We start from the raw sequence: 15,032 nt of genomic DNA, 5'->3' as shown, positions 1-15,032 counted from the left end.
GCGCCCGCCGCGGCCTGCGTGCGGACAGCCAGGAAAGGCATCTCATGCGTCGAGTGGTGATCATTGGCGGCGGGGCCATCGGTTCGGCCATCGCCTATTTCCTGACCAAGGACCCGGAGGCGGAGCCCTTCGAGGTCACCGTGGTCGAGCGCGACTTCTCGTACAAGCAGGCCTCGTCGGCGCTCTCGGCCAGTTCGATCCGGCAGCAATTCTCCACCGCCATCAACATCGAGATGTCGCTCTATGGCATCGACTTCTTCCGGCATCTCGGCGAGACCTTGCGCGTCGGCGACGACGTGCCGGACATCGGCCTCGTCGAGCCCGGCTATCTGTACCTGGCCTCGCCGGCCGGTGTCGATGTGCTGCGCGAGAACCATGCGATGCAGAAGGCGCATGCGGTCGATGTGGCGCTGATGACGCCCGACGAACTGAAGGCGCGCTTCCCGTGGATATCGACGGAGGGCGTCGAACTCGCATCGCTGGGCCTCTCGGGCGAAGGTTGGTACGACGGCTACAGTCTGCTGCAGGCCTTCCGCAAGAAGGCCGCTTCGCAGGGCGCGCGGTACGTGCAGGCGCATGCGACGGGGCTGCGTCGCAAGGGCAGCAGCGTGACCGGCGTGCAGCTCGACAATGGCGACACGCTCGAAACCGACATCGTCGTCAACGCCGCCGGTGCCTGGGCCGCGAAGGTGGCGGAGTGGGCCGGCATCGACTTGCCGGTGCGCGGCCGTCGCCGCAGCGTGTTCAGCTTCTCGTGCCCCGAGACGCTGCCCGGCTGCCCGCTGGTCATCGACACCTCCGGCATCTGGCTGCGCCCCGAGGGGCGCCAGTTCATCTGTGGCTTCGCACCGCCCGCAGACCAGGACCCCGACGACGCGCCGCTCGATGTCGAATACGCCGCGTTCGACGAACTCATCTGGCCCGCGCTCGCCGAGCGCATCCGGGCCTTCGAAGCCATCCGCATGACCGGCGCCTGGGCCGGCTACTACGAGATGAACCTGTTCGACCACAACGCGATCCTCGGCCTGCACCCCGACTGCGACAACTTGTTCTTCGCCAACGGCTTCTCGGGCCACGGGCTGCAGCAGTGCCCGGCGGCGGGGCGCGGCATCGCGGAGCTGATTCGCTTCGGCGAATACCGCAGCCTCGACCTCTCGCCGGTTTCGTTCGCGCGCATCCTCGGGAACAAGCCCTTGCTCGAGAAGAACGTGATCTAGCTGCGAGCGGGGCGCGGGCGTACCATGCCCGCCAGAAAGGTGCCCCAATGACTGCACAGACACTGATCGATACCGCACAGGCGCTGGTCGCCGGCGACAAGGGCCTGCTCGCAATGGACGAGAGCAACGCCACCTGCAACAAGCGCTTCGCCGCGCTCAACATCCCGCAGACCGAGAGCGCACGGCGCGACTGGCGCGAGTTGATCGTCACCGCGCCGGGCCTCGCCGACAGCATCAGCGGCGCGATCCTTTTCGACGAAACCATCCGCCAGACAACCAACGCCGGCAAGCCGTTCGCCAAGGCGCTGACCGATGCGGGAATCATCCCGGGCATCAAGGTCGACATGGGCGCGAAGCCGCTGGCGGGCCATCCGGGCGAGACGGTCACCGAAGGGCTCGACGGCCTGCGCGAGCGGCTCGCGGAGTACGTCGGCATGGGCGCCCGTTTTGCGAAGTGGCGCGGCGTGATCGCCATCGGCGACGGCCTGCCCACGCGGGCCTGCATCGACGTCAACGCCCATGCGCTCGCGCGCTATGCGGCGCTGTGCCAGGAGGCAGGCGTGGTGCCGATCGTCGAGCCCGAAGTGCTGATGGACGGCGGCCATTCGCTCGCGCGGTGCGCCGAGGTGACCGAAGAAGTCCTGCGCGAAGTGTTCGTCCAACTGAATGCACAGGGCGTGCTGCTCGAAGGCATGCTGCTCAAGCCGAACATGGTGCTGCCGGGGCAGGGCAGCCAGACGCAGGACAGCGTCGAAGCGGTGGCCGATGCCACGGTGACTTGCCTCTTGCGCACCGTGCCGGCCGCGGTGCCGGGCGTGGCGTTTCTCTCGGGCGGTCAATCGGCGCAGCTGGCTTCCGCGCGGCTCAACGCGATGAATGTGAAGTTCAAGTCGCGCATGCCCTGGGCGCTGACGTTCTCGTTCTCGCGCGCGGTGCAGCAGCCGGCGCTCGATCTCTGGAAAGGCCAGGCCGCCAACGTCGCGGAGGCGCAGAAGGCGCTCGTGTTCCGCACCGGTTGCAACAAGGCCGCGCGCGGCGGCCGCTACGACGTGCAAGCCGATGCGCCGCGATAAGCAGAAAGCCAGAAAGAGCGAATGACCGTCCAGGACCTCTACGCGAAGAAGCGCGTTTCCCCCGCCGATGCCGTGCGCCTGGTGCGCAACGGCGATCTCATCGTTGTGCCGACCGGCGTCGGCGAGCCGCCCTCGTTGCTCACGGCGCTCTCCGAGCAGCGCCGCGATTTCCGCGACGTCAAGGTCGCGCAGATCCTCGCGATGCGCAAGTACGCCTACATCGACCCTGAGACCGTGGAGCACGTACGCCATGTCGCGCTGTTCTTCGGCGGCGCCACGCGCGCGGGCGGGCAGGAGGGCTGGATCGATTTCATCCCCAACTATTTTTCGGAAATCCCCGCGCAGATCGAGCGCGGCCAGATCCCCGCCGAGGTGGTCTTCAGCATGGCCTCGCCGATGGACGCACACGGCTATTTCGCCGTGAGCCTGGGCGCCGACTACACGATGGCGGCCATCGCGAAGGCGCGCGCAGTGGTGCTGGAAGTGAACCCGAACGTGCCCTTCGCGCACGGCAACTGCCATGTGCACATCTCGCAGGTGGCGGCGTTCGTCGAAAGCGATGCACCGGTCATGGAGGTCGGCCTGCCGAAGATCGGCCCCGTGCAGGAGGCCATCGGCAAGCACGTGGCCGACCTCATCGACGACGGCTCGACGCTGCAGATCGGCTACGGCGGCATTCCCGATGCGGTGGTGATGCAGCTCACGCACAAGCACGACCTGGGCATCCACACCGAGATGATCGGCGACGGCATCCTGACACTGGTGGAGAGCGGCGCGGTCACCAACCGGCGCAAGAACTACCTGCCGGGCAAATCCGTCGCGACCTTCGCGCTGGGCTCGGCCAAGCTCTACCGCTTCATGGATCGCAACCCGTCGCTGGAGATGCATCCGGTGAACTTCACCAACGACCCGGCGCTCGCGGGGCTGAACGACAACCTCATCGCGATCAACGCGACCATGCAGATCGACCTGCTGGGCCAGTGCGGCTCCGAGAGCCTCGGGCATGCGCCGTATTCGGGCACGGGCGGGCAGTCGGACTTCGTGCGTGCCGCGAACCGGTCGCGCGGCGGCAAGGCGTTCATCGTGCTGCCTTCGACGGCGAAGGGCGACACCATCTCGCGCATCGTGCCCTCGCTCTCGCCCGGCACGCATGTGAGCACGAGCAAGAACGACATCAACTACGTGGTCACCGAGTACGGCGTGGCGCAGTTGCGCGGCAAGTCGGCCAGGCAGCGGGCGCAGGAGCTGATTGCGATCGCGCATCCGGATTTCAGGGCGGAGCTGACCGAGCAGGCCCGGCGATCGAAGTTGCTGTAACCCAGCGGCAGGCTGACCGGGGCTCGCATGCGCGAGGCGCCGACATCCGCGAGCGTCAGCGCGTCGGCGTAGCTCGACGCTTCAACCGGCGGTTTCGAGGAAGTCGCTGAGTTCCTGCCGCGTCGGCAGCGTGCTCTGCGAACCGAAGCCGCGAACCGCCAGGGCCGCCACGGCGCAGGCCCGCCGCATTGCCTCCGGGATACCGAGTGACCAATGGACGGCCAGTGCCGCGGCGAAGGCGTCGCCGGCACCGGTCGTGTCGAGAACCGGAACGTGGAAGGCCGGCTGCTCATGGAGCGTGCCGTGCGCATCGACGTGCGCCGCGCCTTCGCTGCCGCGCGTCACGACGATGCGGCCCGGCCACCTCGCCAGCAGGGCACGCCAGTCGTCGCCGCCCTCGACGTTGCCATCTCCACTGCCATCGCCATCGCCGAAGGCCGCCCTCAGTTCGTGCTGGTTGGCCAGGAAGAGATGCACGCGCCGCGCGAGTTCCGGCGGAACCGCGCCTGCCGGGGAGGGCGTCAACAGAAAGGGCTTGCCGAAGCGGTGCGCGAGTTCGGCGGCTTCCATCGCGGCCGAGCTTGGAATGCCCAGTTCGGCGAGCACCACGTCGCTCCGGGCGAACAGCGGCTCGGCGGCGCGCACATGGGCGGCAGTCAGGCGGTGGTTGGCACCCGGCACCACGGTGACGGCGCTTTCGCCCCGGCACGCGAACACGGCGGCGGCGCCGGTGGGCGCCTCGGATGTCATCGCGACGTGATCGGTGTGCACGCCCTCGGCGCGCAAATGTGCGAGCAAGTCGCGTCCTTCGGCATCGTCGCCGGCGCAGCCGACGAGCCAGGTTTCGGCGCCCAGGCGCGTGGCCGCCACTGCCTGGTCGGCGCCCTTGCCGCCGGGCGCGCGCCGAAAACTCTGCCCGCCCAGCGTTTCGCCATGGCGCGGCAGGCAGGGCGCCTCGAACACGTAGTCCATGTTGATGCCGCCTACGACCAGCAAGCGAGTCATGCCTGTCTTTTCCTTTTTTCTTTGCATCGCGGATTCGCAAGGCGCGGCAAGTATGCAGCATCCAATACGAACATAAACGGACAAATAAAGAGGAGTTTCCCTGAGGTTATTTTCGAATTTGTGCGAATTTAAATGTTCGAATGAACAATAAAATCTTGTCCGTTCAACCGAACGAACGCACGCTGGCCTTCAGCGCGCACCTTCAGCAAGAGCATTCAAAAGGAGACCGATCCATGAAGAAGTCGATGACTCGCTGCGTTGCAGCCGCCACCCTCGCACTGTTGGCAGGCCACGCGCTCGCCCAGGACAAGCCGCTCAAATCCATCGGCATCACGCTGGGCGACATGGCCAATCCGTTCTTCGTGGCCATCGGCCGCAGCGCGGAAGCCGAGGCCAAGAAGATCAACCCGGCGGTGAAGGTGACCACCGTGTCGAGCAAGTACGACCTGAACACCCAGGTCGACCAGATCGACAACTTCATCGCCAACAAGGTCGATGTGATCGTGCTGGGCGCCGCCGATTCGAAGGGCATCGCGCCGGCCGTGCGCAAGGCCCGCGCCGCGGGCGTGATCGTGGTGGCGGTGGACGTGACGGCCGAAGGGGCGGACGCCACGGTGATGTCCGACAACACGATGGCCGGCGCCGAGTCGTGCAAGTTCCTGGCCGAGCGCATCGGCGGCAAGGGCAACTTCGTGATCGTCAACGGCCCGCCGGTGTCGTCGATCATGGACCGCGTGAAGGGCTGCAAGGCGACGCTGGCCAAGTACCCGGGCATCAAGCTGGTGTCGGACAACCAGGACGCCAAGGGCAGCCGCGACGGCGGCCTCGCGGCCATGGCCAACATCCTGACGGCGCAGCCGAAGATCGATGCCGTGTTCGGGATCAACGACCCGACGGCCATCGGCGCGGAGCTCGCGATCCGCCAGGCGCGCCGCACCGACATCAAGGTGACCGGCGGCGTGGACGGCTCGCCCGACGGCGAGGCCGCGCTCAAGGCCAAGGATTCGCTGTTCGTCGTCACGCCCGCGCAGGACCCCAACGAAATGGCCGCCGAGAGCGTGCGCGTCGCCTACGGCCTGCTCAACGGCCGCAAGCCCGCCAAGACCATGAACCTCATGGCAACGCCGCTCACCACGCGCGACAACATCGCCGGCTACAAGGGCTGGGTGCGTTGAACGCGCAGGCCCTCATGAGCGAGGCCGGCGGGGTTGGCACGGCGGGGGAGTTCGTGCTGGAGATGTCCGGGATCCACAAGCGCTTCGGCGCGACCCGGGCGCTGCACGACATGCACCTGCAGGTGCGCCCCGGCGAGATCCACGCCCTCATGGGCGAGAACGGCGCGGGCAAGAGCACGCTGATGAAGATCCTCTCGGGAGTCTACCAGCCCGACGCCGGGCAGATCCGGCTGGCCGGCGAGCCCGTGGCCATCCGCAGCCCCGCCCATGGCCAGCGCGCGGGCATCAACCTGATCTACCAGGAACTGAGCATCGCGCGGCATCTCACGGTGGCCGAGAACGTGTTCATGGGCAACGAGCCGCGCGCGGCGCTCTGGCTGGTCGACCGCGCGCGGATGCTGCGCGAGACCGAGCGCGTGCTGCAGCAGCTGGGTGCGCAGTTCGGCGCCGACTGGCCGGCCGGGCGGCTGTCGATTGCCGAGCAGCAGCAGGTGGAGATCGCGCGGGCGCTGGTGCACAAGGGCCGCATCCTGATCATGGACGAGCCGACGGCCGCGCTGTCCGACCGCGAGACGGCGCACCTCTTCCGGGTGATGCGCCAGTTGCGCGACGCGGGCATCGCGATCATCTACATCAGCCACCGCATGGCCGAGGTCACGGCGCTGGCCGACCGCGTGACGGTGCTGCGCGACGGCTGCCACGTGGCCGACCTGGCGCGCGACGAAATCGACGAGCAGCGCATCGTGCAGATGATGGTCGGCCGCGCGCTCACCGACTTCTACCAGCACCGCGGCCAGCGCAAGCCCGGCCGCGTGATGCTGGAACTGCGCGATGTGAGCGGGCCGCGCAACCGGCCGAGCAGCCTCAAGGTGCATGCGGGCGAAGTGCTCGGGCTGGCCGGGCTGGTCGGGGCAGGGCGCTCCGAACTCGCGCGGCTCGCGGTGGGCGCCGATGCGCGCACCGGCGGCACGATCCTGGTCGACGGCAAGCCGGTCGACGTGCGCCGTCCGCTCGACGCCATCCGCCTCGGCCTGGGCTACGTGCCGGAAGACCGCAAGGGGCAGGGCCTGTTCCTGCAACTGAGCGCGCTGACCAACGTCGCGATCAACGTGCTGCCCAGGCACGCGGTGGCGGGCGTGCTGAACCACGGCGCGCTCGACCGCCTGACGCGCCAGGCCATCGCCCGTCTCAACGTGAAGATCTCGGGGCCGCAAGGCATCGTGGGTGCGCTGTCGGGCGGCAACCAGCAGAAGCTGCTGCTGGCGCGCTGGCTGGAGATCCAGCCGCGCGTGCTGATCCTCGATGAGCCGACGCGCGGCGTGGACGTCGGCGCCAAGAGCGAGATCTACAAGATCATCGGCGAGCTGTCCGAGGCCGGCGTCGCGGTGGTCGTGATCTCGAGCGAGCTGCCCGAGATCGTGGGCGTGTGCGACCGCGTGCTCGTGATGCGCGAAGGCGCCATCGCGGGCGAACTCGCGGGTGACCGCATCACCCAGGAAAACATCATCCAACTCGCAGTCAACGCTCCCGAACCGGAGCGGCACATCGCATGAACGCAATGAACCCTTCTCCTTCCTCTTCTTCGTCGCTCCAGGCGGTGGTCTTCGACATGGACGGCGTGCTGATCGACACCGAGATCGTCTGGCAGCGCGTGCGCGAAAGTTTCGCGGAGAGCATCGGCGCGCGCTGGACCACCGAGGACCAGGAGTCGACGATGGGCACCAACACCGCGGCCTGGTCGCGCATCATGGTCGAGCGCCTGCAACTGCGCGAGCGCAACGGCATGGACGAGGCGGCGATCGCGCGCGAGATCGTGGGGCGCATGCTGGCCCAGTACCAGCGCCATCTGCCGCTGCGTGCCGGCGCCGTCGAGGCGGTGCGCATGGCCGCGCGGTCGCATGTGGTGGCGCTGGCCACCGGCTCGCCGGCCGAGCTCGCCCGCTATGTGCTGGAAGCCAGCGGCCTCGCGTCGCTGATGCAGGCCGTGGTCTGCGGCGACGACGTCGAACACGGCAAGCCCGCGCCCGACATCTACCTGCTCGCGCTGTCGCGCATCGGCGTCGCGCCGCACGCGGCCGTGGGCATCGAGGACAGCGCCAACGGCCTGCGCTCGCTCAAGGCGGCCGGCATGGCCGCCATTGCCGCGCCCGGTGCGGACTACCCGCTGTCGGCCGAGGCGCTCGCGCTGGCCGACCTGCGCATCGACACCATGCAGGCCCTGACGCCCGAACTGCTGCGGCAAGCGCATGCGAATTCGGCGCGCACGCCGCGCTGATCCCGCGCGCCGCATCACACACCTTCACGAGACCACCATGTCCAAGACCCTCACTTCCACAGCACCCCCGGCGGCGTCCCCGCCGACCGGCGCGCCGGCCCGCACCGGCCGCGCAGCCGGCGTCCTCCAGCGCCTGGGCATGCTGCCCGCGCTGCTGATCCTCTACGTCGTCTTCTGGGGCCTCACCGTGTACGTCTCGGGCGACGGCGGCTCGAACTTCGCGACCACCGCGAACACGATGAACATCCTGCGCCAGGTGTCCATCAACCTGGTGCTCGCGGCCGGCATGACCTTCGTGATCCTCACCGCCGGCATCGACCTCTCGGTGGGCTCGATGCTGGCTGTGTCGGCGGTGCTGGGCATGCTGACCTCGCTCACTTCCCATGCGGGGCTGTCGCTGCCGGTGTTCCTTGCCGCGGGACTTGCGATGGGGCTCATCAACGGCACCACGGTGGCGCTGCTGAAGATCAACCCCTTCATCGTGACCCTGGGCACCATGACCGCGCTGCGCGGCGCCGCCTACCTGTTCGCCGACGGCACCACGGTGCTCAACAGCGAGATTCCCAGCTTCGGCTGGATCGGCAACGAGGACTTCCTGGGCCTGCCCTGGCTGGTGTGGATCGCCGCCGGCGTGACGCTGCTGTCGTGGGTCATCCTGCGCAAGACCATCCTGGGCCTGCACATCTACGCGGTGGGCGGCAACCCCGAGGCGGCGCGCCTGACGGGCATCGGCGTGGGCGGCGTGCTGCTCTTCGTCTATGCGATCAGCGGCCTGTTCTCGGGCCTGGCGGGCGCCATGTCGGCGAGCCGGCTGTTCGGCGCCAACGGCAACTGGGGCACCGGCTACGAACTCGATGCGATCGCGGCGGTGGTGCTGGGCGGCACCAGCCTCATGGGCGGCGTGGGCTCGATAGTCGGCACCGTCATCGGCGCGCTGATCATCGGCGTGATCAACAACGGCCTCACCATCATGGGCGTCTCGTCCTTCTGGCAGTACGTGGCCAAGGGCGCGGTGATCCTGCTCGCGGTGATCATCGACAGATGGCGCCAGAAGCAAGCGCAGCACTGAGGGCGATGATGACCAGAACCCATGTCATCGGCGTCGACTTCGGCTCCGACTCGTGCCGCTGCGTGATTGCGGACACCGCCACCGGCGAGGAGCTCGCCAGCGCGGTGGCGGCCTTTCCGCGCTGGGCGGCCGGCCTGTACTGCGACCCCACGCAGCGCATCTTCCGCCAGCATCCGCAGGACCATCTCGATGCGCTGACGCAGGTGGTGCGCGCCGCGCTGTCGCAGGTGTCGCCCGAGGTCCGGGCGAGCGTGCGCGGCCTGTCGATCGCAACCACCGGCTCGACCTCGGTGCCGGTCGACGAAGCAGGCTGCCCACTGGCGCTGCGGCCGGCCTTCGCCGACAACCCGAACGCGATGTTCCTGATGTGGAAGGACCACAGCGCCACGCTCGAAGCCGAGCAGATCACCGACGCCGCCCGCACCTGGGGCGGCGTCGACTACACCGCGCACATTGGCGGCGTCTATTCGGCCGAGTGGTACTGGGCCAACCTGCTGTGGGTGTTCCGGCACGATGCACAGGTGCGCGAGGCCACCGCGAGCTGGGTCGAGCATTGCGACTGGCTGCCGGCCGAACTCACCGGCACCACCGCACCAAGCAGGATGCGCCGCAGCCGCTGCGCCGCCGGCCACAAGGCGATGTGGAACGAGGGCCATGGCGGGCTGCCGTCGCAGGCTTTCCTCCGCCACATCGACCCCTTGCTCGACGGCATTCGCGACCGGCTCTACGAAGAAACCTGGACCGCCGAGACCCCCATCGGCGCACTCACGCCCGCCTGGGCCGACCGGCTGGGCCTGCCCGGCGACGTGGTGGTCGGCGTGGGCGCCTTCGATGCCCACATGGGTGCCGTCGGCGCAGGCATCAGGCACCACACGCTGGTCAAGATCATGGGCACCTCGACCTGCGACATCGTGCTGGCGCCGACCGACGAAATCGCGGACCGCGTGGTCGAGGGCATCTGCGGCCAGGTCGACGGCTCGGTGATGGCCGGGGCCATCGGCCTGGAAGCAGGGCAGTCGGCCGTTGGCGACGCCTTCGCATGGTTCGCGCGGGTGCTCGAATGGCCGTTGCCCGAGGGGCCGAATCGCGAGGCGCTGCGCGCCGAGTTGCTGCCGATGCTCGAGCGTGCCGCTGCGCTGGAGCCACCGGGCGCACATGGCGTGGCCGCGCTCGACTGGCTCAACGGACGCCGCACGCCCTATGCCGACCAGACGCTGCACGGCGCGCTGTTCGGCCTGTCGCTGGGCAGCTCGGCGCCGCAGCTCTACCGCGCGCTGGTCGAGGCCACGGCCTTCGGCGCGAAGGCGATCGTCGACCGCTTCACCGCGTCGGGCGTGCGCATCGACGAAGTGCTCGCCATTGGCGGCGTGGCGCGCAAGTCGGCGCTGCTGATGCAGATCCAGGCCGACGTGTTCGACCAGCGCATCCGCGTGGCGAAGTCGGACCAGGCGGTGGCCCTGGGCGCGGCCATGTGCGCGGCCGTCGCTTGCGGCATCCATGCCGACATTCCGGCCGCGCAGCGGGCCATGGCCTGCGGCTTCGATCTGGTCTATGAGCCGCGGCCGGTGGAGGCCGAGGCCTACCGCGCGCTGTTCCGGCGCTATATGGAAATGGGTGCCCTGGTGCAGGGCATGAAGAAAGAGAAGGCGATCCATGACGCTGCATAAAGAACTCAAGCGCGAGGCCTACGAGGCCAACCTGGAAATCCCGAAGCAGGCGCTGGCGCTGTACACCTTCGGCAACGTGAGCGCCTTCGATGCGAGGCAGGGCGTCTTCGCGATCAAGCCCAGCGGCATGCCCTACGACGAGATGACGGCCGACGACATGGTGGTGGTCGATCTCGACGCCCGCGTGGTCGAAGGCAGCCTGCGGCCCTCGAGCGACACCAAGACCCATGCGGTGCTCTACCGCGCCTTCGAAGGCATCGGCGGCGTCTGCCACACGCACTCGGTGCATGCCGTGGCGTGGGCGCAGGCGCGCCGCGCCATCCCCATCTACGGCACCACGCATGCGGACCACCTCACCGTCGCCGTGCCGGTCACCGAGGTCATCAGCGACGAGGCCGTGGCGCGCGACTACGAGGAGGAAACCGGCCACCAGATCGTGCGGCGGATGCAGGGCATCTCGCCGCAGGAGGTCGAGATGATCGTGGTGTCGTGCCACGGGCCGTTCACCTGGGGCAAGAACGCGATGAAATCCGTGTACAACGCTCGCGTGCTCGAGGAGCTGGCGCAGATGGCCTACCTCACGCAGTCGATCGACCCGCTGGCGCGCGAATTGCCGTCCGCCGTGATCCGCAAGCACTACGAACGCAAGCATGGTGCCGGCGCCTACTATGGGCAGGCCCGATAGACAAACAACCTCGCGATGACCCGAAACGCTTCCCGCCCCGCACCGATGGCCTCCGAGGCTCCCCCCGATCCGTCCCGGCAAGAAGCCTTGCAGGCGACGACGGCGGAGCATCGGCACATGCTGATCCTGAAGGTGCTCGCGCAGGAGGGCGCCTGCCGGGTCAGCGACATGGCGCGCCGCTTCACCCTGTCGGAAATGACGCTGCGGCGCGACCTGCAGGAGATGCACGATGCCGGCCTGCTCAAGCGGGTGCACGGCGGCGCGCTGCCGCTCGGCCGCGACACCGAGTTCGGCGTGCGCATCCAGGAGGGCTCCTCGCAGAAGCAGCAGATCGGCGCGGCGGCGGTCGGCCTCATCCAGGACGGCTGGTCGATCTACCTCGATGCCGGCACCACCTCGATGGAAGTGGCGCGCGCGATCCTGCAGGGCCTTGCGAGCGTGAAGCGGCTGGCCATCGTCACCAACGGCATCAACATCGCCGCCGAGCTGGTGGGCCGCACGCCCTACGACATCTACGCAATAGGCGGCGAGATCTACGCCACCGGCGTGAGCGCCGTGGGCCCGATGACGCTGGCCCAGGTCGCGAACTTCCATTTCGACCTCTTCTTCATGGGCGCGCGCGGGGTCGATGCCGAGGTGGGCTGGACCAACACCAACCATCTGGAAACGCAGGTCAAGCACGCGGTGATGGCGCGCAGCCGCCAGGTGTGCGCGATCGTGGACAGCAACAAGTGGGGCGAGCGCGCGCTGGTCTCGGTGGTTCCCTTCGGCGCGGTGACGCACTGGGTCTGCGACGCGCAACTGCCGCAGGACGCGCGGGATGCGGCGAAGGCCCAAGGGGTCGCGCTGGTCCTTGCCGGGGACTGAGCCGGCGGGCGGGCCCAGGAACACCGCATCGCGCCGAATCGACTACCCAGCCTTCGCGCCGCGCACCAGCGAAGGCGTCGCCTTGTAGCTCTCCGGGAACAGCTTCTTCAAATCGTCGATCTTGGGCATGTCGTTGATCGCGATGTAGGGCTGGCTCGGGTTGAGCGTGAGGTAGTCCTGGTGGTAGTCCTCGGCCGCATAGAAGGGCTTGGCCATTTCGATGGTGGTCGCAAGCGGCTTGCCGAAGGTCTTGGCCTGGTTCAGCTGCGCGATGTATTCCTTGGCGATGCGGGCCTGCTCGGCGTTTTCCGCAAACACGGTGGAGCGGTATTGCGTGCCGGTGTCGGGGCCCTGGCGATTCAGCTCGGTGGGGTCGTGCGCTACCGAGAAGTAGATCTGCAGCAGCTTGCCGTAGCTGATCTGTTTCGGGTCGTAGGTGATGCGCACCGATTCGGCATGGCCGGTGCGGCCCGAGCCGACTTCGTCGTAGCGCGCGGTCTTGGCATCGCCGCCCGCATAGCCCGACACCGCGTTGCTCACGCCCTTGACGCGCTGGAACACGCCCTGCACGCCCCAGAAGCAGCCGCCTGCGAACACGGCGGTTTCGGTTTTTGCAGCGGCCGGTGCGGCCAGGTCGGCGGTGGGAGCGGGTACGCGTTGGGCCGGTTCGGCGAACGAGGGCACCGCATACCAGACGAGGGCCGCGGCAGCCAGTGCGCCGGCAGTGAGTGCGAGGGATTTCATGGTTTGTCCTTGAGGGGATGCGCTGAATGCAGAAAGCCGGTGGCGGCGACATTGCCGCCGAATCCACCGGTCGTCAATGGCGCTTGCCTTACTTCTTCATTTCGTCCTTGCCCATGCTGTCCTTCTTCATGGCGTCCTTGGACATCGAGTCCTTGGCCATCGAATCCTTCTTCATGCCGTCTTTGGCCATGGAATCCTTGGCCATCGAGTCCTTCTTCATGCCGTCCTTCGACATCGAATCCTTGGCCATGCCGTCTTTCGCCATGGTGTCCGCGGCGAAGGCCGAGGCGCCGGCGAAGGCCATGCAGGTTGCGAGCAGGGTGGCGGTGAGCTTGTTCATTGGAAGTCCTTGAGTGAGTTGAGGTTGAGTTGAGGTTTTTGCTTTCGCGCTTTTCATCGGTAGTTCAGGCGTCGTGAAGACGCCTCAGCTCCCTCCGAACCAGTTGTAGCCCTGGTCTTCCCAGTAGCCACCTGTGTAGGTGTTGGTGACGAACATCGCCTTGATGTGCTTGGGGTTCTTGTAGCCAAGCTTGGTGGGCATGCGCAGCTTCATCGGGAAGCCGTACTTCGGCGGCAGCGTTTCGCCGTCGTAGGTCAGCGCCAGCAGCGTCTGCGGATGCAGCGCGGTGGGCATGTCGATGCTGGTGTAGTAGTCGTCCGCGCACTTGAAGCCGACGTACTTGGCGGTGGTGTCCGCGCCGATGTGGCGAAGGAAATCCGCGAAGCGCACGCCGCCCCATTTGCCGATGGCGCTCCAGCCTTCCACGCAGATGTGCCGCGTGACCTGGTCGTGCTGCGGCATCGCGCGCAGCTCCGGGAGCGTCCAGTTGCGCTTGTCGGCGACCATGCCGGTCACTTCGAGCTTGTAGGTGGCTTCGTCGACCTCGCGGACCTCGTCCTCGCCGTAGTAGGCGTTGAACGGAAAGGGCCGCGTGATCATCGATTCGGGGTACGTCTCCGCGAGTTGCGTGGGGCTGAAGATCAGGCCCTGCACCTTGTCGTTGAAGCGCGAGATCTTCGAGAGCGCGGCTTCGACATGGCTGTCGTCGCTGATGCTGCATCCCGTGAGCAGCGAGAGGCCGCCCAGCGTGAGCGAGCGCTGCAGGAAGGCGCGGCGCGCGGGCTGGTCGAGGTTCTTGGCGATCAGCGTGCGGGCCTCGCGCACCACGGCATCGCCGTCGACGCCGGTCATCTTGGGGGCTTTGAAGATCTTCATGATTACTTGGAGGTACGGCCGCGGATCATGGTGAGAAGGGTGCGGGGCACGAGGGCGACCATCACCAGGTGCAGGGCTACGAAGGCGACGAGCGAGGCCATGCCGAAGAAGTGGATGCGGCGTGCGAACTCGTAGCCGCCCAGCAGGTCGCGCAGCACCGCGAACTGCACCGACTTCCACAGCACCAGCCCCGAGAGCACGATGACCACGATGTCCAGCATCACGAACAGGTAGGCCAGGCGCTGCACGCTGTTGTAGCGGCGCGGGTCGGCATGCGAGAGCTTGCCCTTGAGCGCCGCGAGCGCGTCGTGCCAGATGCCGGCCGGCGTGACCGGAAAGAACTTGGCCGCGAGCCGGCCGCTGGCGATGTTGATGGCCAGGTACACGAAGCCGTTGAACACCAGCAGCCACATCGCCGCGAAGTGCCACTGCAGCGCGCCGCCGAGCCAGCCGCCGAGCGTGATGCCGTTCGGAAAGCTGAAGGGGAAGAACGGCGCCGCGTTGTAGATGCGCCAGCCGCTGGTTACCAGCACCAGGATCGCCAGGGCGTTGAGCCAGTGCGTGATGCGCATCCACAGCGGATGGATGGGCCGGGCATCGGGTGCAATGCTTGTGAGGGCGGTGCTGTTCATGGGGTGGATTCTTGGGCGCACCCCATGGCCGATTCATCACGCAAAGTTCAATTAATCGTGATAACTCGAAAATCCGTATCGCGGGACAAT

15 protein-coding genes are annotated in these 15,032 nt (G+C 67.6%); 10 read left to right on the top strand and 5 right to left on the bottom strand.

Annotated features, from left to right (window positions below; all coding sequences use genetic code 11):
- The first annotated feature begins 44 nt into the window (after nucleotides 1–44).
- Genes QF040_RS08890 through QF040_RS08880 form a run of 3 tightly spaced genes read left to right on the top strand, consistent with a single transcriptional unit; the run spans nucleotide 45 to nucleotide 3,607 of the window.
- Nucleotides 45–1,217, top strand: coding sequence for an NAD(P)/FAD-dependent oxidoreductase (locus QF040_RS08890; protein ID WP_429610730.1), 1,173 nt, complete (start codon nucleotides 45–47; stop codon nucleotides 1,215–1,217).
- A gap of 47 nt (nucleotides 1,218–1,264) precedes the next feature.
- Nucleotides 1,265–2,290, top strand: coding sequence for a class I fructose-bisphosphate aldolase (locus QF040_RS08885; RefSeq protein ID WP_429610729.1), 1,026 nt, complete (start codon nucleotides 1,265–1,267; stop codon nucleotides 2,288–2,290).
- Between the two features lie 21 nt (nucleotides 2,291–2,311).
- Complete coding sequence (locus QF040_RS08880) at nucleotides 2,312–3,607, top strand: acetyl-CoA hydrolase/transferase family protein (RefSeq protein ID WP_429610728.1); 1,296 nt, start codon at nucleotides 2,312–2,314, stop codon at nucleotides 3,605–3,607.
- A gap of 81 nt (nucleotides 3,608–3,688) precedes the next feature.
- Here the strand turns inward: QF040_RS08880 and QF040_RS08875 are convergent, their stop codons facing one another.
- Entirely contained in the window at nucleotides 3,689–4,612 is a 924-nt protein-coding gene (locus tag QF040_RS08875; protein ID WP_429610727.1) for a ribokinase, read from the bottom strand.
- Between the two features lie 233 nt (nucleotides 4,613–4,845).
- Here QF040_RS08875 and QF040_RS08870 point away from each other — a divergent pair, with 233 nt between their 5' ends.
- From QF040_RS08870 to QF040_RS08840, 7 genes are all read left to right on the top strand, one after another.
- On the top strand, nucleotides 4,846–5,787 hold the full coding sequence (locus QF040_RS08870) for an ABC transporter substrate-binding protein (RefSeq protein ID WP_013541077.1): 942 nt from the start codon (nucleotides 4,846–4,848) through the stop codon (nucleotides 5,785–5,787).
- 14 nt (nucleotides 5,788–5,801) lie between these two features.
- Nucleotides 5,802–7,340 carry a sugar ABC transporter ATP-binding protein gene (locus tag QF040_RS08865; protein WP_429610726.1) on the top strand — a complete coding sequence of 513 codons (1,539 nt, stop codon included), beginning with the start codon at nucleotides 5,802–5,804 and terminating at the stop codon, nucleotides 7,338–7,340.
- Complete coding sequence (locus QF040_RS08860) at nucleotides 7,337–8,062, top strand: HAD family hydrolase (protein ID WP_429610725.1); 726 nt, start codon at nucleotides 7,337–7,339, stop codon at nucleotides 8,060–8,062. Before QF040_RS08865 ends, QF040_RS08860 begins: the two co-directional genes overlap by 4 nt.
- A gap of 37 nt (nucleotides 8,063–8,099) precedes the next feature.
- Nucleotides 8,100–9,131: an ABC transporter permease subunit gene (locus QF040_RS08855; protein ID WP_013541080.1), complete on the top strand. Its 1,032-nt coding sequence runs from the start codon at nucleotides 8,100–8,102 to the stop codon at nucleotides 9,129–9,131.
- Between the two features lie 8 nt (nucleotides 9,132–9,139).
- Nucleotides 9,140–10,798: a ribulokinase gene (locus QF040_RS08850; RefSeq protein ID WP_429610724.1), complete on the top strand. Its 1,659-nt coding sequence runs from the start codon at nucleotides 9,140–9,142 to the stop codon at nucleotides 10,796–10,798.
- The gene (araD, locus tag QF040_RS08845; RefSeq protein WP_429610723.1) at nucleotides 10,785–11,483 is read left to right on the top strand and encodes an L-ribulose-5-phosphate 4-epimerase AraD; all 699 of its coding nucleotides are present in this window, start codon (nucleotides 10,785–10,787) and stop codon (nucleotides 11,481–11,483) included. The genes QF040_RS08850 and araD overlap by 14 nt, the downstream gene beginning before the upstream one ends.
- Nucleotides 11,484–11,600: 117 nt before the next feature.
- A complete protein-coding gene (locus QF040_RS08840; RefSeq protein WP_429610722.1) occupies nucleotides 11,601–12,350 on the top strand; it encodes a DeoR/GlpR family DNA-binding transcription regulator in 750 nt (249 codons plus the stop codon).
- Between the two features lie 42 nt (nucleotides 12,351–12,392).
- Here QF040_RS08840 and msrA read toward each other — a convergent pair whose 3' ends face one another.
- The 4 genes from msrA to QF040_RS08820 all read right to left on the bottom strand — a co-directional run bounded on the left by msrA (nucleotide 12,393) and on the right by QF040_RS08820 (nucleotide 14,942).
- The gene (gene msrA / locus QF040_RS08835) at nucleotides 12,393–13,094 is read right to left on the bottom strand and encodes a peptide-methionine (S)-S-oxide reductase MsrA (protein ID WP_429610721.1); all 702 of its coding nucleotides are present in this window, start codon (nucleotides 13,092–13,094) and stop codon (nucleotides 12,393–12,395) included.
- An 88-nt stretch (nucleotides 13,095–13,182) separates the two neighbouring features.
- On the bottom strand, nucleotides 13,183–13,434 hold the full coding sequence (locus QF040_RS08830) for a pentapeptide MXKDX repeat protein (RefSeq protein ID WP_429610720.1): 252 nt from the start codon (nucleotides 13,432–13,434) through the stop codon (nucleotides 13,183–13,185).
- A gap of 84 nt (nucleotides 13,435–13,518) precedes the next feature.
- Nucleotides 13,519–14,310 carry a molybdopterin-dependent oxidoreductase gene (locus QF040_RS08825; RefSeq protein ID WP_429610719.1) on the bottom strand — a complete coding sequence of 264 codons (792 nt, stop codon included), beginning with the start codon at nucleotides 14,308–14,310 and terminating at the stop codon, nucleotides 13,519–13,521.
- Nucleotides 14,311–14,312: 2 nt separating this feature from the next.
- Nucleotides 14,313–14,942, bottom strand: a complete 630-nt coding sequence (locus tag QF040_RS08820; protein WP_429610718.1) for a cytochrome b/b6 domain-containing protein — start codon at nucleotides 14,940–14,942, stop codon at nucleotides 14,313–14,315.
- Nucleotides 14,943–15,032: the final 90 nt, after the last annotated feature.

It is taken from the genome of Variovorax sp. W2I14, assembly GCF_050435205.1.
Lineage (GTDB): Bacteria > Pseudomonadota > Gammaproteobacteria > Burkholderiales > Burkholderiaceae_C > Variovorax > Variovorax paradoxus_C.
This window is presented reverse-complemented; position numbering and strand designations above follow the sequence as displayed.

Coding starts and splice junctions, on each gene's coding strand:
- QF040_RS08825 (WP_429610719.1), bottom strand. CDS start 14,310: ATGAAGATCTTCAAAGCCCCCAAGATGACCGGCGTCGACGGCGATGCC.
- QF040_RS08870 (WP_013541077.1), top strand. CDS start 4,846: ATGAAGAAGTCGATGACTCGCTGCGTTGCAGCCGCCACCCTCGCACTG.
- QF040_RS08885 (WP_429610729.1), top strand. CDS start 1,265: ATGACTGCACAGACACTGATCGATACCGCACAGGCGCTGGTCGCCGGC.
- QF040_RS08880 (WP_429610728.1), top strand. CDS start 2,312: ATGACCGTCCAGGACCTCTACGCGAAGAAGCGCGTTTCCCCCGCCGAT.
- QF040_RS08855 (WP_013541080.1), top strand. CDS start 8,100: ATGTCCAAGACCCTCACTTCCACAGCACCCCCGGCGGCGTCCCCGCCG.
- msrA (WP_429610721.1), bottom strand. CDS start 13,094: ATGAAATCCCTCGCACTCACTGCCGGCGCACTGGCTGCCGCGGCCCTC.
- QF040_RS08840 (WP_429610722.1), top strand. CDS start 11,601: ATGCTGATCCTGAAGGTGCTCGCGCAGGAGGGCGCCTGCCGGGTCAGC.
- QF040_RS08820 (WP_429610718.1), bottom strand. CDS start 14,942: ATGAACAGCACCGCCCTCACAAGCATTGCACCCGATGCCCGGCCCATC.
- araD (WP_429610723.1), top strand. CDS start 10,785: ATGACGCTGCATAAAGAACTCAAGCGCGAGGCCTACGAGGCCAACCTG.
- QF040_RS08890 (WP_429610730.1), top strand. CDS start 45: ATGCGTCGAGTGGTGATCATTGGCGGCGGGGCCATCGGTTCGGCCATC.
- QF040_RS08830 (WP_429610720.1), bottom strand. CDS start 13,434: ATGAACAAGCTCACCGCCACCCTGCTCGCAACCTGCATGGCCTTCGCC.
- QF040_RS08875 (WP_429610727.1), bottom strand. CDS start 4,612: ATGACTCGCTTGCTGGTCGTAGGCGGCATCAACATGGACTACGTGTTC.
- QF040_RS08865 (WP_429610726.1), top strand. CDS start 5,802: ATGAGCGAGGCCGGCGGGGTTGGCACGGCGGGGGAGTTCGTGCTGGAG.
- QF040_RS08860 (WP_429610725.1), top strand. CDS start 7,337: ATGAACGCAATGAACCCTTCTCCTTCCTCTTCTTCGTCGCTCCAGGCG.
- QF040_RS08850 (WP_429610724.1), top strand. CDS start 9,140: ATGACCAGAACCCATGTCATCGGCGTCGACTTCGGCTCCGACTCGTGC.